Raw genomic sequence first — 21,342 nt, forward strand, 5'->3', positions numbered from 1 at the left:
ATCTTCCTTAGGCCACTCTCTTTTTATTCTATCATTAAAGTGCTTTTTGAATTTGTTTTGTATAAAAATGACGTACAATAAAGAAATATACAACTTGAATAAACGCAAAGACGCTAAGAACAATAACAGATTCATAAACGATATTATAATCGAAAAAGTGCTTCAATGCTGTCAAAGCAACAGCACCATGTATAAGTGCGACAATAATTGGTGCAAAAAATAGAATTGCTGTTTGACGACTAATGACTTTTTTCAACTCATCGTTTGTTAATCCTAATTTCGTAATGGCCTTGAATTTCTCCTGATCATTGTCTAAATCAGAGTATAAACGGAAGTATAAAAAGCTACCAGCTGAGACGAAAAAGACCGTCCCGATAAACAAACCAATAAATAATATCGGACCGTAAGCTCTTTCGATTTGATATACCATATAATCAATAGAAAAAGCATTATTATATTCAATAAAGCTTTCTGAAACTTTCTCACCGACTTCTATTAATTTCTCATCGGTTGCATCTAATATAACCCAAGCAGCAACGGTAGACTGCTTAACAGGTTCTGGAAGATATTTATAGTCATTGTCATTAATAATATAATATGCTTGCATTTCATTAATGACAGCAGAAGAAATGGTGGAATAGGCTTGAATTTCCTTGCCATCTTTTAAGGGTATTTTCGTCTCCATCAGTTTTTCATCATTTTTAAAGTTATTAATATTAGCATGATGGTCTTCTACAACGATGGCTTGATTTTCTTTCGGATCAACTGAATCCTCGTTGATTAACTTCGCAAGTCGATTATACTCTGAAGCTGTCACAATTAGAACTGGATAATCAACACCGATTTCATAATACTTACTTTCTATCACTTCTTGATTTGCCTTAACATTTTCCTCAGTTAATATTTTATTAACATCATTAACCTTTGCTTTAACATCTTCATCTTCCATCGAATTATATATGATGGAGTATGGATTTGCTTCGATGATTCCTTTCGTTAAATATGCCTGAAAACCAAATAACGTACCAATTGCACTAAAAGCAACAGTTGAGATAATCGCCACCATAAAAAATGTCCGTGCGTTATCTTTCATGCGAAATGATAAATCCGAGAATAACAGCATATTCGTCTTTTTCCAGAATATATGTTTATTTTTCTTCAAACGACGTATGACGAAAACACTTAGTTGCGTAAAGAAAAAATACGTACCGATCGTCACGACAATAACAACAGGCAGCAGCGCAAAAACAACTTGAACTCCCTCAACATATAAAGCAACGCCATAACCGACACTTAACAAAATAGCTGCTAAAATCGCCAAGAAGATCGATGCTTTAGGTTCTCCTTTCGATTGTTTATCTGATTTGATTAATTGTACGAGTTTTTTCGTCCGTAACACAAAGGTGACAAAAAATGAAATAACTAAAAACAGAATGATAAATGAAACTAAACTTAACAAGATTGCTTTTGTAGGAAAATAAAAATTTAATGTTTCATCGATGACGAGAACATTTTCCGCTATTAACAAAATGACTTTTGAAAATATAAGGCCAAATCCGATTCCAAATGTCGTGGCAAAAATTCCAATGATCATATTTTCAATAAAAGTCATTCGCTTCACTTGACGTGATGACATACCTAAAAGCATCAATAATCCGAATTCTCTTTTTCGCGATTGTAAAAAAGCACTCATCGAATATAAGACGAAAAAGAATGAAAAAACATAGATGATGCCACCTGCGACTAACATCCCTTTCATCGCACTTGAAGGCATATCCCCTTCTTGAAAAGCAGGATGAAAAGCAAAATTAGCGAAGGTAAAAAAAACCATCACGGCAAACATACTACTTAAAAAATATGCAACATATAGTCGGCTATTACGAAACACATTATGAAGGGCGAACTGACGAAAAGTCATTGTCATTCCCTCCTAATAACGAGAGTGTGTCAATGATTTTTTGGAAGAAGGCCTTTTGACTGTCTCCGCGATGAATTTCTGAATAAAGTCGGCCATCACGAATAAAAATAACCCGATCACTGTAACTTGCCGCTTGGGCATCATGTGTTACAAGTAACATCGTCGTATGTTCTTGTTTATTAATATGCGTAAGCATGTCCATCACATCACGAGATGATTTTGAATCTAAGTTTCCAGTCGGCTCGTCTGCTAATAAAAGCTTTGGGTGATGGATCGTCGCCCGTGCTATAGCGACGCGCTGTGCTTGCCCACCCGAAATTTCATATGTGCGTTTCTCCATAATATGTGAAATACCTAGCTTCTTAGCAATCATATCAGCTTTTTCTTTCATATCTTTTACACGTTTTCCATCCAGTGTAAGTGGTAAAACAATGTTTTCCTCGACTGTTAGTGTGTTTAGCAAGTTAAAATCTTGAAAAACGAATCCTAACTGTTGACGGCGAAATTTTGCTAATTTATTTCGGCTCAATAGGTGTGGATTTTCTCCATCAATGAATATGTCTCCAGATGTTGGCTCGTCTATCGTTGCAATTAAATTAAGTAATGTCGTCTTTCCACTTCCAGATGGTCCCATAATTGAAACGAACTCACCTTTTTCAACATCTAAGTCAATATCAGTTAAAGCACGATAAGGAACTTTTCCTTGATACACTTTATTAATCTTTTTTACTTGTAACATGTTCGTGTACTCCTTTACTTTATTTTTCTTCTAAGATTAGTGTATCGCGGATTTTATTATGATACGATCGATTATTCTTTCACTATGATTACATTTATGTAAGATACATCTTAACAACATATATGCGATATTTATCTTTATTAAGAAAGAAAAATGAATAAACAGGTTTTTAATACATATGATTTATGTGTCCTTAAAGGTGATGGTTCATTAATGGATAAGATTCGAAGGAAAATTATTTCATAAGATTAATAAATAGATAAAACAACACCAATAAAGCGATTGCTATAATCATAAATATTATAGATACTTTATAAAAAGTATTATTTTTTCCGCATTTAAAAAGATAATAGTAAGGTATAAACAAGATCAGGGAGTTTTTAGAATCCGCTCCATTTCTTGCTTCGCCTGATCCTAAGAAAGATAAGAAGTATGCAATTATAATTAATAAAAGTGAAATCCTTGGAGCTAAAAGTACGACTAACAAAAGTAAATAACTGATAATAATCCATCCCCTAAATATCATTTCATATATACTTATATAAGTAAAATGTGCTTTGATACTCCATTATTCAGAAATAGTACGCTTTCACTAAATAATAATTCTAAACGTCGTTCCTTCTCCCACTTTACTCTCTACTTCGATATGATGCCCTAGATATTCAACAACTTCTTTTACTAAATAAAGCCCCATCCCTGTTGATTCACGATATTTCCGTCCATTTTCTCCGGTGAAAAATGGTTTAAAAATACGTTTTTGATCAATTATTGGAATGCCTATACCAAAATCTTTTACTTCTAGAGCAACATCTTCGTTTCCTGTTTTGTACAAAGAAATAATAATTTCATGACTTTTTCCTGTCGAATATTTAACAGCGTTCTGTATAAGTTGTCCGATAATAAATCTAAGCCACTTTTCGTCTGTTTCGACAAAGGCTATCTTCTCTATCTTTTTAAACTTAGGGAATACATGATGACGGATATAAAAACGACGATGCTCCTGATTCACCTCATGAATCAATTTTTCTAAATCAACTTGTCCTATGTGAAAATCATCCTGAATCGTGCGGAGACGTGCCGTATAAAGTACCATATTTAACCCTGTCTTAATTCGATCTGTTTCCTCACGTATATTAGACGAATCCGGTTCATCAAGGTCTTGTGCTGTAAGTTCAATGACTGAAAGCGGGGTTTTCATCTGGTGTACCCAACGATCAATAAATTCGAGATGTTGATTTTTCGTATTTTCAATGTTATTCACCTTTTCAATATAACATTTATATTGAGACTGAATGAGCTGATCAAACGATTTAGAAAGAGGTGCTGTATCAGTCGGTGTAAGTGATTCATCAAGTGATAAGAATGACCCTTCAAGCCGATGATATAACTGACGCCGTGTCACATAATAATAAATTAAATAACCAAATAAAAGGAATACACCGATTCCGAAAGCATAAATAAGAATCTGCCATTCTCTAAATCCAGCGAGCCAAATAATACCTATGATAAAGATAAATTGAACACATTGAGTGATTATTAATGAAATATGTTCCCTTACAAACAGTCTCATACCATCACCTCACCTAATTGCGAGTTTATGTCCATGTCACGCGTAATCGATAACCAGCTCCACGAATTGTTTCAACTGCATCTTTAATACCAATTTCAGCAAATTTTTTACGAACTCGCGTTATATTCACATTTAATGTGTTTTCATCCACATACATCTGGTCATCCCATAACTTTTCTAATAAGTCTTCTCGACCGGCAATACGTGGATGACGGATGATTAAATACTCAATAATATCAGCTTCTTTTTTCGCTAAGTGGACGACTTTTTCTTGAAATTTTAACTCGAGTCGCTCGGGATAAAGTTTTAATCCTTCTTTTACAATGATACGCTCATCTTGCTTACTAGCATACTCACCATAAGCACGACGGATTTGACTGCGTATTTTCGCCATAACGATATCTGGATGAAACGGCTTGGCAATAAAGTCATCACCACCATTTTCCAATGCCATGATTTGATCCATTTCTCCCGTTCGTGCAGAGATAAAAATAACTGGACAGACAGACTCTTTACGAATTTGGCGGCACCAGTAATAACCATCATATCGAGGTAAATTAATATCTAATAAAACCAAATTCGGATTAAACGAACGAAAGGACGCCATTATATTGTTAAAGTCTTCTACAACAAAGACTTCATAACCATATTTTTCAATATATGAATGAAGATATCCAGCAATTTTCGGATCATCTTCAATAATCATAATGCGATTCATCTTCCAGCCTCTTTTCACATTTTTGTACGTTTATTATAGCATAGGTATCTCTTAAAACGAGAAATTAAAAAAGAGCTGCTTCAAAACAGCTCTTTTTAATAATATTACTAATTTTATCCTGCCAACACACGTTCTTCCTTATAAGCACGTCTTTTCTCAGAAGCGTCTACGACAACACTTGCTGAAGCATCTCCGACTATGTTAACAGTCGTCCGCATCATATCAAGAATCCTGTCGATTCCTGCAACAAGAGCAATCCCTTCTAATGGTAGATTGACAGCTGTAAGTACCATTGTTAACATAATCATACCAGCTCCTGGAACACCTGCTGTTCCGATTGAAGCAAACGTAGCAATAAGTGCGACAATACCGAGTTGAGATAGCGTTAAATCAACACCGTAATATTGTGCAATAAACATAACCGTTAACCCTTGATAAATGGCTGTACCGTCCATATTAATTGTCGCACCTAAAGGTAAGACAAAACTACTCACATCTTTGGATACTTTAAGATCATCTTCTACACATTTCATCGTTACTGGAAGCGTTCCAGAACTACTGCTTGTACTAAACGCAACCATAGCAGCTGGTAACATCCCTTTTATAAAAGTAATTGGACTCATATTACCCCATGTTTTGACCGCAACAGAATAAATGACTCCGATATGGATCAAACATGTTATAAGCATGGCAATGATAAGCTTAAATAATGGTAATAAGACGTGAGCACCGTATTCACCAATGACCGGTGCCAGAAGACCATATATTCCGATTGGGGCAACAGCCATAACGATTCCCGTGATTTTATACATGATTTCTGCAAAACCTTCAAAAAAATGTTTAACTGGGTCGGCTTTTTTACCAACAAGTGTAATTCCAATTCCTATAAAAATAGCAAAGAAAATAATTTGTAAAATATCCCCTGTAACGAGTGATTCAATTGGATTCGTTGGTACAATATTTAAAATCGTATCGATTACACCTTCTGATTCTTGTACTTCTACTTTTTCACCAGATAATTTAATATCCGTCTCTAGCCCTGGTTTAAAGATACTTCCCATAAATAAGCCTAATGAAATCGCTATCAAGCTCGTTAATAAATAATAAGCAACTGTTTTTCCACCTAGGCGACCCAATTTCTGTACGTCTTCTGTACTAGTAATACCAACTATAATGGTTGAAAGAATTAAAGGTACAATAATAAATTTAATTAATCTTAAAAATAGGTCACCTAACGGAGCGACAACAGCAATTTTATCACCAAAGATGACCCCTGATATGATCGCTAAAACAAAAGCAATTAATATTTGCCATATTAAGTTCTTCCTCATCAATATTTCCCCCTATATGTATAAATATGCCTCTTTCTGTTATATAACAATATTGTAAGTTAAGGAATAGGATTAATCAACTATCATTACGAGATAAAATAACTATTTTAACATAAAAACAAAGGAATTTCCATAATAAAAGGAAGTTTTTATTCCATCTAAAAACAACTTGAAACAGGAACATTAGTTCGTATATAATAGGTGTAACATTTTTATTTATTGATGCCACTTTTTTTATACTTATATCGATAATAAATATAAGAACAAGACAGAAGCTGTAAAGTAAATTTTTTAGAAAGGAGGATGAGAGTTGGACAAGAAAGAAGAAAAATCGTCGTTTACTTTTGAAAAAGTTTATGAACAGAACAAACGTCGCATACATTATCATATTCATCGCATGAATATCCGCGATCCACACAATGACTTTTTCCAGGAAGGGCTATTTGCACTATGGAATGCTTACGAAAAATATGAGACGAATAAGGGACCCATGTCAACATACTTTAATTATATTATCGAAAAACGTCTCATTGACAAAATTAGAAAAGATACACGTACCTTGCATAATGACCTAGAAGTTGTCGCAGAAAGTAAATTGGAATGGGACACTGGAAATCGTGTACGCCGTACTGATCTTGCTTATCCATTATTAGAACGGGAAGAGCCAGCTATTACAGATGTGAAATTTTGGAAAAGCATTAAAGAAAACCTAACTGAAAAGCAATGGAAATGGGTGTATTACTTTATCATTTTAGATATGCCTGTAAAGGAAATTGCTAAACGTGAAAACACCTCAGAGGAAGCAGTGAAAAGTTGGGGAAAGCAAGCCCGAAAAAAACTTCGTGTAAAACTCCCCTTCAAATAGGCGTTTCCCACATCTCTTGAATTTCACTTCTCTTAAGCGTGACATGATGTTCACGCTTTTTTTCATGTCTATTGACCCATGCACAAAGACCTATTTACAAAATATTCTCTCGTGATACAATGTTCATGTTTAATTTAAAAATCAGGGAGGTAATATTTTTGAAAAAAGCATTAGCCATGATGAGCATCATAATATTCACTTTACTCATGCTTGTCGCATGTGGAAAGGAAGATGTGAGTAAGGATGAACCTAAAGATACAACTAAGGAAGAAGTTAAAGATGACGAGGATAAAAAAGAAGAAGATGAGATAGAAAACAATGAAGAAGATGATGACGGGACTTCAGATGATGACAAAGATTTAGCTACAGGAAATATTATGAATCCAGCTATTGCAGAAGAAACGGGTGGCGATGTAGAAGTCATCTATACAAATGACAATCCTGAAATTGAGCATAAAATGAACGGTCTAGATGTTAAAATCAATCAATATCAAATCGTTCGCGTGACAGATATGAATCAAAGCTCAGAGCAACAGTTTCCTGATTTAGAAGGTTATGTTATCACAGCTGATATCACTGCTAAAAATACATCTAAACAAGCATTATACTATACACCTAGTTTTCGTATCCAAACGGATGATCGATATGATTATATTTCTTCAAGGGTCATTTATTATATTCCAGAAGATAAAAAGCTTCAATTGAATGGCGGGCCATTCGAAGCAGGATCAGAGCATAACTTCTATCATGTGTTTTTACTAAACAATGAAGAGTTTGAAAAAGTAAGTTCACTTGAACCTAAGTTTATCGTTGAATCTGGTGTAGCTGATAATAAAGAATTTAAAGGATCCTATAATGAAGAAGGCTTTTTTGATTTTGCTGTTAATGAAGAACAGGTAAAGAAACTTGCAACAGCAACAAAGTTCTATGAAGATAAATTAACAACAGACAGTATTGCAGAAAAGGAACTCATTTATGAAAAAACAGATATAAATGAAACCCAAGAGCTAGATAACTTTAAATTTACAGTTGAAGGTGTACAATATACAGAAATTACACCTAACGAATCTAGCAAAGAGCGTTTTAGAAACTTTGGTGATAATGATTTAGTTGCACTAACGATTCAAGTTTCAATGAATAACGAATCTGATGTTATGGTTTATGGTGACGGAGGTAGTGCGAAGTTAGTTGTCAACGATAATGAAATGACTTTTCTATCACAAGGAATGGTAGAAAACTATCACCCGAGAGAATTAAATCCAGGTGAAGAAGGATATAGACAAATAGTATTTATTTTTGATAAAAAATACTTTGAATTATACGATAAATATGAGCTTGAAGTTGGGCCTTTTTTAGGGAAGGATGGTTATGAATTTAAAGAGAAAACATTGCATTTCGAACTACCTGCTCCTAAGTAAGTAATACCAATAAAAAATAGCACAGTCTTATCTAAGTCTGTGCTATTTTTTTATAGAATAATGTCTACGGCTATAGGCTCAATACGTTCTCGTACTTTTTCTCGGTGAGGATGAGATGGTGGGCTTCAAAGTGATGTCTTTGAAACTTTATTGAGACTGAGAGTAGACGTTGAAGCCATCAACATAGGGGCTTAATGCCTTTTCATAACATGTGAGTAGACGTATGTTGATAGTCTCCTAATGTCCTTCCCCGAAAGAGCTTGCAAACGAGATAATAAGAAAAAGAATAAAGGCAACGGAGGCTTATTGGCTAGCCTACTTCCTAATCATTTAATAATCTCTAAAACATCTTTAAATTCTGGTCTATCAGCAGTTACCATCAGTTCATAGAGAAGCATTTCTACACTTGTACATAAAACCCCTCGGGCTTTCAGTTTCTCTAAGCCAATTCGCTTATTTTGCTCAGTTCGTGACGAAACAGCATCTTCAACGACATGAACATCATAGCTTAGTTCTTTTAATCCCATCGCTGTTTGGTATAGACATATATGTGCTTCAATTCCCGCAAGAACGACTTGCTTTCGTTCAGTTGCTTCTATCGCTCTTATGAATTGATCATTTAAGCAAGCATTAAAGGTTATTTTTTCAATTGGTTGTATTGCTTCAGGCATAAGTAGTGCTATTCTTTCTGTTGTTGGTCCAAGTCCTTTTGGATATTGCTCTAGCCAAAGCATTGGTATATCGAGAATCTTTAATCCTTTGATAAGTTGTGTTAAACGTTGTAACATCATTTCATGGTTATATACCATCTGCGCTAATTTTCCTTGAACATCGACTAACACAAACACCACTTCTTCACTTTTTAACAATTAAATACACCTTCTCCTTTCTATGTACCTATTTATATATCTTATTCACTACCATACTGATTTCTTTCCACAACGAGACTCCTATTCTAAATAAAAGCGTTTCGTATTATCGTACAGGATATCATAGACTTCATCCAACGGTCTACGTTTAACTTCAGCAATTTTTCTAATGACATGATGTAACATTTTAGGATGTGTCATTTCGTTTTTAAATGGTCCATCAAAAGGCCACGGTCCATCTGTTTCAACCATTATTTGCGTTAATGGGACCTGGCTCATTAATGAAAGACGCGAATCACGATAAATCGTATCGGGTGTAAATGATATCATATAACCATTTTGTATCAATCTCTCCGTTATGGTCGTTTTTCCTTTATACCAATGAAAATGCGCCTTTTTAATAGAATATTTTTCTAATAATGTACATACAATAGATGCGTCATCATATATAGCGTGTAGCGCAATTGGTAATTGATATTGTTCAGCTTTTTCAATAAATAATTGTAATATTTCAATATATGGTTCAAGCGGTATATCAGGATGTTCCTGACGTAAATAGTAAGGTAAACCGACTTCTCCAATTGCTGTTATTGATAAATAGTTTTCATCTATTAATGCGATTAAACGCAATAATTCTTCCTCTTTCGGTAACGATTGTTCTGGATGGTAACCGATTGCTGGCTCTATATCTGAATATTCTTTAGATAATAATAATGTTTTTTGTGCTGATACTTCATTCATCGATACTGCAATGAGTTTCTCAATATCGTACGTCTTTAATTCGCGAATAATTTGTTGTTGCTGCTTGTGATCGTAAAGATCAAAATGTATATGTGAATCTATCACTAATTTCATCATATTGACCCCCATGAAATTCCTTCGAAATACGTAACTTATTTATAGATTCAAGTTTTAATTTGTGGTATGATATGGTTTCACAAGATTGATTTTTTATTGAAAGCAGGATGCAAGATGAATATCGAAAAAGAACATGCTTCACAGAATACGCCTTATGGCATCATTATTATTATGTTTATTGGTGCCTTTATCGCTATATTAAACGAAACGCTATTAAACGTTGCATTACCATCTATAATGAATGAGTTTAAAGTGAAGCCGACCGCTGTCCAATGGTTAACGACAGGATATATGCTCGTCAATGGAATATTAATTCCAGCGAGTGCTTTTTTAATTCAACGTTTTACAAACCGTGCGCTTTTTATTACGGCGATGAGTTTATTCACAGTTGGAACGATTATTGCTAGTTTTTCACCTACATTTAATATACTGCTTCTAGCACGTATGCTTCAAGCTGCTGGTTCAGCTGTCATGATGCCATTATTAATGAATATTATGCTTGTTTCATTCCCTATCGAAAAACGTGGCACAGTGATGGGGGTATTTGGACTCGTGTTTTTTGTTGCCCCTGCTGTTGGACCACCGCTATCAGGATTTATCGTTGAGCATTACAGCTGGCGTGCTTTATTCTATATCGTCATTCCTTTTGCTTTATTTATTCTTGTCTATGCCATATTTAAACTGAAAAATTTAACACCTAATCGCCCAATTAAATTAGATGTTTTATCGATTATTTTATCTAGTATCGGTTTTGGTGGGTTGTTATACGGTTTTAGTATGGCTGGAGATAAAGGTTGGGAAAGTTTTTCTGTTTACAGTACGATTATTATTGGAACGATTAGTCTAATCGTTATGATTATTAGGCAGTTACGCATGGACGAACCGATGTTGGAGTTTAGAGTTTTTAAATATCCTATGTTTGCACTCGCTTCAGCCATATCGATTATTCTATCCATCGCACTCTTTTCAATTATGATTCTTATGCCAATTTATATCCAGAACATCCGTGGTTTTTCTCCACTAGATGCAGGATTGCTTATGTTACCTGGAGCAGTCATCATGGGGATCATGTCACCAATTACAGGACGTTTATTTGATAAATATGGACCGAAAATATTGGCTATTGTAGGTTTAACGATTACTGTCATTACAACATATCTTTTTAGTCGACTGGATATGGAAGTATCTTACAGATCACTTGTTATCCTTTTCTCTATTCGCAGTTTCGGTATGTCGATGGTCATGATGCCCATTATGACAAACGGTTTGAACCAACTTCCTGAAAAAGCGTACCCACACGGGACAGCGTTAAACAATACATTACAACAAGTATCTGGTGCTATTGGTTCAGCTCTTCTAATTACAATTATGAACAGTCAAACAGAATCTAAAGCTAAAGAATTAATGCGTGGTGCAACAGCCGAAATATCACAAAGTGATCTATTAAATCAAGCATTATTACATGGAATTAACTTTTCATTTTTTGTATCGACATTAATTGTCATCGTAGCGCTTATTATTACTTTCTTTATTAAACGGGTGACAGAACCAGCGAAAGATATTACTCTTTAACTTAACATGAAGGGTTTCATAGCGAATGAAGCCCTTTTTTTATTTATTTACTTTTTCAGGAAGATGATTAAATTTTTTCAAAGCGGCATAGAGAAGTAAACAATGTTGGAAATTTCTCGTATCAAGTTCTGTTAATTGTTCAATTTTATTTAAGCGATAAATAAGTGTATTGCGATGGATGTATAGTTTTTTTGCTGCTTTTGTTAAATTCATATTTTGATCACAATACATCATAAAATCGCGTTTTAACTCTTGAAATGAATCATATTTAAATAACTTATCTAGCCGCTTTTTCAAAATCATTATATATGTAGAGTTAATTTGACCAGGTAACATCTTTAATAAAATAGGCCAAGAGTAATAATCTAATATTTGTAAATTTAATCTTTGTTTTTTCGCAAATGAAAGCATTTCTTCAGCTTTCTGATATGATGCATTTAATTGTATAAGCGAGCCACATATCGTTCCTGCAGAAATGAGTGGCCAAGATATTTTTAAATCATGACATACATTTAAAAATGCTTGAGCCATATGTCTATACTGTGACATGGCATCTTCATCTTCTATCCTTGAATGAACAGATTTTATTACAATCATTTTTTCCGTATTTAAATAGGCACAACGATCATCTGTTTCTTGTATAAACGTTTCACGAGCATGCATTAACAACGTCTCTTTTAAATGGGTTAATGAGTAAGAGTTATGTTCTTGACTTACCTTCGACATGAGTGAACCATTTAAGTCTATAACGACACAAAAATACTTTTGTCGTTGGTTCATATTTAGTCTGTTACAATATTGATTCACTCTAAGTGGATCAACGGATTGATTTAATAAAATATATTGTAAAAAGGATTCCAGTGTTTTTTCTTCTAAATCTGCCATTTGTTTTAAAAACATTTCTTGCCACATTAATTCAACATATTGCTTAATGAGCTTGGCATGCGGCATAACTTCATTCGGTGGACCGATAATTCCTAATACCCCCATTGTTTCATTGTCAAATTTAAGTGGTACGGCTACACCAGGTAACACATTAGCTTCATTCGCAATATCTTTTTCTTCAAAAATGACAAAGTCGTTCTTACGGAGCACTTCTTTTGATGGTGCATGAATAGAACCAACTCGATTGTAAGCCGAGTCGGCAATTATTTCACCATCAATATCTGTCAAACTAATAGGAAAAGGTAAAATATTTGTAACCGCTTTCATTAGTTTTTGTGCATCTTGTACGAAACGATTCAATTCTTTACCTCCTTATCACCATAACGTTAACTAACACTTTTATCATAACATATTTTTAGATAATTTTAAAAAGTTGATATTAATAAGCCTTATTTTGTTCAAATTAACCATAGACTTCAATCTTTTCGTGATATATATATACATTATTAGAAATAATCAAATGATGAGGTGATTTAATGACAAAACATATAGACATTATCATTGTTGGTGGTGGTGTAATCGGTTCTAGTATTGCATACAATCTTCTCAATGATGGCTATGAAGGAGAAATCATTGTATTTGAAAAAGATCGTATATATGAGTATTCTTCTACCCCACGAAGTGCAGGTGGAATTAGACAACTCTTCACAACAAGCGTCAATATATTAATGGGGAAATTCGGTATTGAAACATATCGGTCTTTTCCTGAAAAAATGGCTATTGATGGAGAACGTGCAGAAATTGATTTCGAACAAGCAGGTTATCTATTTTTAGCTAAAAACGATACAGAAATGAAACATCTTGAGCAACAAATGGTGTTACAACATTCACACGGCGTAATGTCCGAATTGTTAGATAAAAGTAGTTTGCTATCCATTATTCCTGAATTAACAATTGATGATTTAGCTGGTGGATTATTTTCAAAGGAAGACGGTTATCTCGATCCATATTCTGTCATGCAAGGATATGCAAAAAAAGCAAAACAACTAGGTGCACAATACGTTTTCGACGAAGTGGACACTATTTTAACTGACAGGAACGGTGTTCAAGGGATTCGAACGTATTCAGGTGATATCTATCATGCGCCTCTTGTCATAAATTGTGCTGGACCTTGGGCAGCAGGTTTAAGTGAAAAAATTAATTTACCCATTCCAGTAGTCCCGTTAAAAAGACAAATTATTCAATTCGATATTGCTAAACCGTTGGCTCGCAAGTTGCCGCTAACTGTAGACCCTACTGGCGTTTATTTCCGACATGAAGGAGAAACAATTATTTCAGGTTTCTCTGAGGAAGTAAAGCCGGGGATTGATTTCACATGGAAGCGCTCTTTCTTCACTGAACAATTATGGCCAGTACTAGCAGATCGTGTGCCTAATTTTGAACAAGCAAAAATTAAAAGCGGTTGGGCTGGCATGTATAGCTATAATACAGTCGATCAAAATGCGATTATTGGTGAACACCCAGAACTTAATGGATACTATTTAGCTTGTGGATTTAGTGGACACGGCATGCAACAAGGGCCTGCCATAGGAAAAGGTATGTCCGAACTCATTAGAACAGGTAAGTATGAAACGATTGATTTGACTCCGCTTCGTTTTGAGCGATTTAATGAAAAGGATCTCGTCATTGAAGGTGCTGTCGTTTAGTTGAGCATTTCACCTCGTACACATTTTAGGTGAACACTCATTATAAATACGTATCAGGTAAGGTGCTCTACCCATTATGGATTTCAAATTTTAGAGGCGTTTGCATCGGGTAAAGCACTTTATCTTGTACGCTCTATAATTTCTAAATGGATAATAGGATTGATTTAATTTTTCAACATGGGAGGAAGTATCATGTACAAACAAAAAAAGAAAAAGCGTGAAAGTTGGGGTAGTAACTTTGGTTTTATTATGGCGACAGCCGGTTTTTCTATTGGTTTAGGTAATATTTGGCGTTTCTCCTATGTAGCTGGTCACAATGGTGGAGGTGCGTTTCTGTTTATTTATCTTATTATTATCGCACTCATTGGGTTACCAATATTTTTAGCCGAAGCGGGACTCGGTAGAAAAGCTCAGTCAGGTATAATAACTGGGCTAAGAAAATTAACGAGACGTGGAAGTCCTTGGGTACTCATCGGTTGGATTGGCATTTTAGCCGCTTCTCTCATCATGTCTTACTATTTAATGATTATGGGTTGGATTTTTGCATACTTGATTAAGGTGATCGCTGGTGGATTTTCAGGTATGACTGTTGAACAAATTGCACTTCATTACGAACAATTAACATCTAATCCATTAGCGGTATTTGGTTACACTTTAATACCTGTCATACTTATCGGGCTCATCGTTTCAAGGGGTGTAAGAAATGGCATTGAAAAGTTTGTAAAGATTAGTATGCCACTCCTACTGTTCATGTTGATTATCCTTTCAGCTTATTCACTCTCTTTACCGGGTGCCATGAAAGGGGTCTCTTGGTATTTGAAGCCAGACTTTTCAGCTATCAATGGGCAAACTTTTTTAGAAGCGTTAGGACAAGCATTCTTCTCCGTTGGTATTGGATTAGCAGGTGCTTTTACGTATGGTAGTTATTTACATCCTCATAAATCTGATTTAGTAAAGGGAAGTATTTGGGTCATTTCTTTTGATACATGTGTTGCTTTTTTATCTGGTCTTGTCATTTTTCCAGCTTTGTTTGCTTTCCATATTGCACCTGATTCAGGACCTGGTTTATTGTTTATTACCATTCCAAATTTGCTTAATCAAATGCCAGGTGGCATGATTTTTGGATTTTTGTTCTTCTTTTTAGTTGTGATTGCAGCTATTACGACAGCTGTTGGATTAATTGAAACGATATCAGCTAATGCATCTGAATTATTGAAGATAGGTAGAAAAACAAGTGTTTGGCTTTGGCTCGGTTTCATCGTTCTTCTGGCTATCCCATCGATTTTATCTCATGGTCCTTGGGCAGCCATGAAATTTTTCGGCATGAGTATTTTTGAATTGATTGATTATGTATCTGGAAATATTCTTCTTACAACAAGTGGTCTGTTCATTTCACTTTATGTCATTTTCTATTGGACATTCGATCGTTTTCAAATGGATATTAATACAGGTGCAACAACATTAAAAATCACACCGATATGGAAGCCAATTATTTATTTTATCGTTCCGTGTGTCATATTAACCATATTAATTACAGGGTTGACTTCATGATTAAAACAAGGTCAGGAAGATAGATAGTCTCTTATAATAGCCACTGTTGAATAAAAGCAATGATGAGAGGGAAGTTGACAATCTAACGAGAGATTACTTCACATTGGAGAATGCCATGATAGATACACTCATCAATTAGACGAGAGTTACTTAACATTGAAAGATTAATCTAATGACATCGCTAAATACGACTAAATGATTTGACTCTTACTTGTCTCCTTGCAATTTATATGAAATGTTAAAAAAGAGCGTCCTAACTGGACTGCTCTTTTTTTATCGTTTTTTACGCATCATATCGTATTTTTTAACTGGCGCATCGACTTTCATTTTAACAATCATCATCGGATGTGGTGCTCGATCAATCGGTTCTCCCTTTTCATCCCACATTTGTTCAACCTTTTGATATAGATGAGTAAATCCAGGTCCATAAAATTCAATTTCATCGCCTATGCCAAAATTGTTGCGCTGTTCAATAGTGGCGATACCCGTTTCTTCATCATAATCTAAAACTTGTCCGATGAAGCGGTGCACTGGAATTTTACGACGCTTACCAAAAAGTTGTTGGCTTTCATCTGGTATGCCATAATAAAATCCTGTCGCAAGTTCACGTTGTGCGACTTTCCATAATTCTTCTTCCCATGCAGGGTTGAATTCATAATTGTCCGGATCTTTACAGTACGTATCAATCGCTTGTCGATAGACATTCGATACAGTCGATACATAATGAATTGATTTCATTCGCCCTTCGATTTTTAGACTATCTACTCCTGCTTCCACCAAATCAGGAATATGGTGAATCATTGACATATCAACTGCACTCATAGAAAAGTCCTCAGTCGGTTCGCCACCAAGCAATGACTGGCGTTGATTTGAGCTGTCCACTTCAAATAAATCATATTTCCAGCGACATGATTGTGAGCAACCACCACGGTTAGCATCTCGCATGGACATGTGATTAGATAGGACACAACGACCAGAATAAGAAATACACATCGCTCCATGTATAAAAACTTCTAATTCTACATCTGTATTTTCACGTATTTCTCTTATTTCATCCATACTTACTTCACGCGCTAATACGACACGTTCCAGTCCTTCTTCTTTCCAGAAATTTAGTGTTTCATAGTTTGTCGCCGATGCTTGCGTTGATAAATGAATCGGTAGTCCTTCTGCTTCTGTTGCACATATTTCAATTAATGCTGGATCTGAAACAATGACTGCATCAATTCCTATATCTCTTACTGAACGGAAAAATTCTCCCGCTCCTTTTGCATCATGTTCATGTGTTACCATATTTGCGGCGACATACACTTTCGCATCATGTGCTTTTGCAAAGGCAATGCCTTCTTTCATTTCATCGATTGTGAAATTTCCTGCACGGCGGCGTAAGCTAAATTCATTTCCACCAATATAAACAGCATCTGCACCATACCGAATCGCTGTTTTTAATTTTTCAAGTGTTCCTGCTGGTGCAAGTACTTCTGGCTTTTTAGTAATTGTACGCAACGTCTTTTCCTCCATTTTCTTTTTATTTTACATCTGATGGGTCCATCGTATAAAATCCTGCCGACATTGATCGTTCCTCAGGATGTAGTGATTCCAATTTTTCTTGTAATGATTTCATCAGGTCATTTGACCATTCTTTATTAATAAATGCTTCTTTAGCTCGAACAAATAACTTTGCAATTTCGACGAATGATTCTCCTTTTGTAAAAATACCGTCTAATTTCCACGTAGTTAAACCCGTCTCAACTAATTGGTCAAGAAATGGTAAGAGATTCACATCGTCTGTCGCGAAAATATGAGTTCCATTTATATCTTCATAGACTGAATAATGAGTTTCCGGATCTTTCTTTTCCGATACAAATAATCCTGCGTCTTTGTCTGTTTTTGTATTTTGTTTTGTAAAGTTAACGTAGTTTTGCACAAGCGGTCGCAAAGATTGATGTATACAAGTTGCACCATAAACTAAAATCTCAAGTGGGACAGTGACTTGTTTACGCATTTCTTTTAATTCTTCATATGGTAATTCTCGCGCTAATACAGCACCCTTAGCTCCACGTTTAACCCAAAAGTTTATTTGATTTGCACTTGTGACCATTGTTTGCGCATCATAAATATAAGGGATGTTAATCTCATTTTTATTTATTAAATGGATCACACCGGGATCTCCTACTGTGATCTCATCCACTTTAATCTTTTCAAGTTCCTTCAAATAAGGTATAACTGTTTTTATTCGATCATTATGCATAATGGCATTAACGGCAACACAAATTTCTTTTCCTTTAGCATGTGCTTTATCCGTAATGTGAGCAATCTCATCTAATGTAAAACTTTCTGGTAATCGTAAGCCAAATGCTTCTTCACCTATGTATAACTTATCAACTCCAGCCTCAAGCAATTGCTCTGCTTGATCTATTGATTCGGCCGTCGCTATTAGTTCAATCATTCACAATCCTCCTCTAGAAAGAAAACAAATATATTAATAATGGTATCATACTATTTATCTTTTCATATGAAAATTTTATGACATTCTATACAAGATGACAAATTTTTTTCAAAATCAGCGTTAACCACCTTCGCTTAAAAGACTATAAAATCAGTTGTGAAAGGCATTATTCACACAAAAATATCCCTTTTGGCAATGACCGCACTACCAAAAAGGATATCTTCTCTTTATTATTCATTTTGGGCGGTTGCTACTTTAAGCGACTGTTGTTCTGACTTATAATGATTATTCGGAAAGAACAATACGCTTCCAAGTAAGACAAGTGACATTAAGCTTAGAAATGCTTCACCAAATGTAAATTGGCCAATTGTTCCATGTCGATCTGCCAACACACCCGCTTGATAAAATGAAACAACACTAAATACCCAAGCTAAAAACGATAAAATAAAACGACTATTTTTTAACCCCTTTGTTTTCTCACTAAACACATATAACACGAACATAATGAAATAAGCAAATACAGAACCAACAATAATTGATGATAAAATTGACATCTATTGAGCCCCTCCCCCACATTATTCTGTATTCTATCCCTATTAAAACAAGATTTTATCATTTTGTCAAAAATTAGACACATTTTATTCATCTATTGTTCATAATTGACAATTGATTAATGTGTATGAATTGTTATGTTCATTATCAAAAAGTGTAAACGAGCTGCACTGTCGCTTGTATAATTATTTGTCCGGATTCAATCTGGGTAGAGGTTTTATTTAATGCTAAAAATGGTTGCGCTTGTTGGGGTGTGATTTCTGTAATGGAGATTGGCTTAGGATTTAAAGTTAAGTGTAGTGTTTGAGCGATTGTTTGGGCTTTTTTTTCTGCATCACGCATTGCAAGTGCAAGTGCTTGTAGGTAAATTGGTTGAGGATTTTTTATTTGTAATTGAATGTTTCCAACTCGATTAACACCTAGTTGAACAGCAGAATCGATGATTTTTCCTGCTTCATTAATATCTCTTATTTCGATTAATAGGCCATGTGTCACTTCATACCCAGTAAATAGTTGTTCACCATTTTGATAGTCGTATTTTGGTTGAATCGTATATTCTACTGTTCGGATATTTTCTCTTGGAATACCACGCTCTGTTATCGCTTGAAGGACTCTTGATATTTTTTCGGCATTAAATTGTTGAGCAATTGTTAAATCCAAATGTTCTGTCACAACATCTAAGCGAATCGTTAAGACATCAGGCATCGCAGATATGCTTCCCGTTCCGAAAACGGTCATACTCTCTTTCGTTTGATTTTTTAAAGACATGATGATCCCATCCTTTCATATGATACAAATATAATCAGAAAAGATGGGAGTTATGCCTATTCTTCGCCATGATATGAAACGATTGTATTATTTTTATAGATAAAATGATAGTTACGAATCTTGTTATCTTTTAACATATCAGGTAAGAAGTATTTGATGTTACTCACAACACCACGATTATTCTCGGATAAAATCCAATCAATATTTTTCCATTCAAGAATACCTTCTCGTGTCGCAAGTGGTGTATCATACTCAAATGTATCGGGTACTGTTGCCATATATACATACATGCCTCCAGTATATGAATCATCGACATTCCAAGTAATCTGTCCTTTATAATTCATTTCTGATAGGATAATGCCTGTCTCCTCCTTTACTTCTCTTAAAACACAGGCATCTCTTGTTTCATCATTTTCTAATTTTCCACCGACACCGTTCCATAATCCTAAATTAGGAGAGTGATTGCGATTTAATAATAAAATATCGTTTTTTCTTTTAATAAAACAAATTGTATAAGGTAACATACTACATCCCTTCTGTTGTCTTCCTTTTCTGTTCAATATAATCTAGTAAAAATGCTCGATCTTTAGGAAAGCTAAGCTTTATATGTTGAATCTCTCTTGCTGATTTCCAATCGATTTCATAAATGAGTTGATCCGGGTCTTGAATGTTTTTTTCCCCACCTGTAATCGTCACTTCGTAATAATGAACTTCAACTTGATTGTCTTGTATGACATCAGTCTTAATATATAGAAGACGTTCAACAACACCTTCGTAGCCTGTTTCTTCATATAGTTCTCTTAAACAACATGATGCAAATGTTTCATCCGGTTCCTTCCCGCCACTTGGTATGGTCCATTTTTTCTCTTCATCAGGTAGCCCTTGTTTAACCATTAAAATTTCAAAATTTTCATTGATACAAACTGCAGCTGCACCAAACCATGTCTTCATTGGCAGATCCCCTTTATATTGTTTTTCCACATAACATGTACTATCTCATTCTTTAACGGGTAACAACGGTTGTATAGAATCCCAACCATAGGCAATTTCAGTTAGTTTTTTACCACCAATATTAATGATTTCCGTATCAACATATTTTCCACCGAGCGATTCATAGAAATACTTTGAGTCATTATCTTTTAATACCCAAACGAGCATTGAATGCATCTGTTCTCTAAATAATTGTTCAGCTATCATTTGTACGAGCTTCTTACCGATGCCTTTTCCTTGATATGCTTTAAGCAAATAGATAGCATACAATTCGCCTTCATAATCATATTTTCCACTTCGTTCGATGCCACCTGATGCAAAGCCAACTACAGATTTTTCTGTATTTTCTACTACAATCGCTTGATGATGAGCTAATATCATTTCCCATCTTTTTTCTAGCGAATCATACGTAAGTGTTTCATATAGGAACGATTGCGGCACAATCCCGTCATACGTTGTTCGCCAACTGTCTACATGTACTTTAGCAAGCTGTGGAATGTCTTCGTTAGTCGCCAGTCGATACTTCATTTTATTCACCCTCTCTAATGATCTGAAATAACTATATATCTAATATACATTCTAC

Annotated in this window: 20 protein-coding genes; 5 read left to right on the top strand and 15 right to left on the bottom strand. The window is 34.8% G+C overall.

Annotation, left to right across the window (positions count from 1 at the left end; genetic code table 11):
* Positions 1–34: 34 nt before the first annotated feature.
* The 5 genes from HNQ35_RS10980 to HNQ35_RS11000 all read right to left on the bottom strand — a co-directional run bounded on the left by HNQ35_RS10980 (position 35) and on the right by HNQ35_RS11000 (position 6,276).
* Complete coding sequence (locus tag HNQ35_RS10980) at positions 35–1,918, bottom strand: ABC transporter permease (protein ID WP_146938292.1); 1,884 nt, start codon at positions 1,916–1,918, stop codon at positions 35–37.
* Positions 1,890–2,657 carry an ABC transporter ATP-binding protein gene (locus HNQ35_RS10985; RefSeq protein WP_146938291.1) on the bottom strand — a complete coding sequence of 256 codons (768 nt, stop codon included), beginning with the start codon at positions 2,655–2,657 and terminating at the stop codon, positions 1,890–1,892. The genes HNQ35_RS10980 and HNQ35_RS10985 overlap by 29 nt, the downstream gene beginning before the upstream one ends.
* A gap of 592 nt (positions 2,658–3,249) precedes the next feature.
* On the bottom strand, positions 3,250–4,227 hold the full coding sequence (locus tag HNQ35_RS10990; RefSeq protein ID WP_146938290.1) for a sensor histidine kinase: 978 nt from the start codon (positions 4,225–4,227) through the stop codon (positions 3,250–3,252).
* A gap of 25 nt (positions 4,228–4,252) precedes the next feature.
* Complete coding sequence (locus tag HNQ35_RS10995; RefSeq protein WP_146938289.1) at positions 4,253–4,945, bottom strand: response regulator transcription factor; 693 nt, start codon at positions 4,943–4,945, stop codon at positions 4,253–4,255.
* Between the two features lie 113 nt (positions 4,946–5,058).
* Positions 5,059–6,276, bottom strand: a complete 1,218-nt coding sequence (locus tag HNQ35_RS11000) for a dicarboxylate/amino acid:cation symporter (RefSeq protein ID WP_146938288.1) — start codon at positions 6,274–6,276, stop codon at positions 5,059–5,061.
* 310 nt (positions 6,277–6,586) lie between these two features.
* Between HNQ35_RS11000 and HNQ35_RS11005 the strand changes: the two genes are divergently transcribed.
* Complete coding sequence (locus tag HNQ35_RS11005) at positions 6,587–7,141, top strand: sigma-70 family RNA polymerase sigma factor (protein WP_146938287.1); 555 nt, start codon at positions 6,587–6,589, stop codon at positions 7,139–7,141.
* 158 nt (positions 7,142–7,299) lie between these two features.
* Entirely contained in the window at positions 7,300–8,559 is a 1,260-nt protein-coding gene (locus HNQ35_RS11010; RefSeq protein WP_170226704.1) for a DUF5068 domain-containing protein, read from the top strand.
* Between the two features lie 326 nt (positions 8,560–8,885).
* Here the strand turns inward: HNQ35_RS11010 and HNQ35_RS11015 are convergent, their stop codons facing one another.
* Both HNQ35_RS11015 and HNQ35_RS11020 read right to left on the bottom strand, forming a co-directional pair.
* Positions 8,886–9,428, bottom strand: a complete 543-nt coding sequence (locus HNQ35_RS11015) for a hydrolase (RefSeq protein ID WP_146938285.1) — start codon at positions 9,426–9,428, stop codon at positions 8,886–8,888.
* A gap of 81 nt (positions 9,429–9,509) precedes the next feature.
* Entirely contained in the window at positions 9,510–10,283 is a 774-nt protein-coding gene (locus tag HNQ35_RS11020) for a TatD family hydrolase (RefSeq protein WP_146938284.1), read from the bottom strand.
* A gap of 117 nt (positions 10,284–10,400) precedes the next feature.
* Between HNQ35_RS11020 and HNQ35_RS11025 the strand changes: the two genes are divergently transcribed.
* The gene (locus HNQ35_RS11025; protein WP_146938283.1) at positions 10,401–11,858 is read left to right on the top strand and encodes a DHA2 family efflux MFS transporter permease subunit; all 1,458 of its coding nucleotides are present in this window, start codon (positions 10,401–10,403) and stop codon (positions 11,856–11,858) included.
* A gap of 39 nt (positions 11,859–11,897) precedes the next feature.
* On the opposite strand, the gene HNQ35_RS11030 is transcribed toward HNQ35_RS11025, so the two are convergent.
* A complete protein-coding gene (locus HNQ35_RS11030) occupies positions 11,898–13,103 on the bottom strand; it encodes a sugar diacid recognition domain-containing protein (RefSeq protein ID WP_146938282.1) in 1,206 nt (401 codons plus the stop codon).
* Positions 13,104–13,279: 176 nt separating this feature from the next.
* Between HNQ35_RS11030 and HNQ35_RS11035 the strand changes: the two genes are divergently transcribed.
* Positions 13,280–14,449 (top strand): NAD(P)/FAD-dependent oxidoreductase, encoded by a 1,170-nt coding sequence (locus HNQ35_RS11035; protein WP_146938281.1) that lies wholly within the window; start codon positions 13,280–13,282, stop codon positions 14,447–14,449.
* A gap of 192 nt (positions 14,450–14,641) precedes the next feature.
* Positions 14,642–16,000 (top strand): sodium-dependent transporter, encoded by a 1,359-nt coding sequence (locus tag HNQ35_RS11040; RefSeq protein WP_146938280.1) that lies wholly within the window; start codon positions 14,642–14,644, stop codon positions 15,998–16,000.
* Between the two features lie 273 nt (positions 16,001–16,273).
* Here the strand turns inward: HNQ35_RS11040 and HNQ35_RS11045 are convergent, their stop codons facing one another.
* The 7 genes from HNQ35_RS11045 to HNQ35_RS11075 form a co-directional block, all read right to left on the bottom strand.
* Positions 16,274–17,506, bottom strand: coding sequence for a peptidase U32 family protein (locus HNQ35_RS11045; protein WP_218026196.1), 1,233 nt, complete (start codon positions 17,504–17,506; stop codon positions 16,274–16,276).
* Positions 17,507–17,528: 22 nt separating this feature from the next.
* On the bottom strand, positions 17,529–18,449 hold the full coding sequence (locus HNQ35_RS11050; protein ID WP_146938278.1) for a peptidase U32 family protein: 921 nt from the start codon (positions 18,447–18,449) through the stop codon (positions 17,529–17,531).
* Between the two features lie 230 nt (positions 18,450–18,679).
* A complete protein-coding gene (locus HNQ35_RS11055; protein ID WP_146938277.1) occupies positions 18,680–19,003 on the bottom strand; it encodes a hypothetical protein in 324 nt (107 codons plus the stop codon).
* A 145-nt stretch (positions 19,004–19,148) separates the two neighbouring features.
* Entirely contained in the window at positions 19,149–19,769 is a 621-nt protein-coding gene (locus tag HNQ35_RS11060) for an SIMPL domain-containing protein (protein ID WP_146938276.1), read from the bottom strand.
* A 56-nt stretch (positions 19,770–19,825) separates the two neighbouring features.
* Complete coding sequence (locus HNQ35_RS11065) at positions 19,826–20,293, bottom strand: NUDIX hydrolase (protein ID WP_146938275.1); 468 nt, start codon at positions 20,291–20,293, stop codon at positions 19,826–19,828.
* Between the two features lies 1 nt (position 20,294).
* Positions 20,295–20,720 carry an NUDIX hydrolase gene (locus HNQ35_RS11070; RefSeq protein ID WP_146938274.1) on the bottom strand — a complete coding sequence of 142 codons (426 nt, stop codon included), beginning with the start codon at positions 20,718–20,720 and terminating at the stop codon, positions 20,295–20,297.
* Between the two features lie 45 nt (positions 20,721–20,765).
* Complete coding sequence (locus HNQ35_RS11075) at positions 20,766–21,287, bottom strand: GNAT family N-acetyltransferase (RefSeq protein WP_146938273.1); 522 nt, start codon at positions 21,285–21,287, stop codon at positions 20,766–20,768.
* Between the last annotated feature and the right edge of the window lie 55 nt (positions 21,288–21,342).

It is taken from the genome of Cerasibacillus quisquiliarum, assembly GCF_014202495.1.
Lineage (GTDB): Bacteria > Bacillota > Bacilli > Bacillales > Amphibacillaceae > Cerasibacillus > Cerasibacillus quisquiliarum.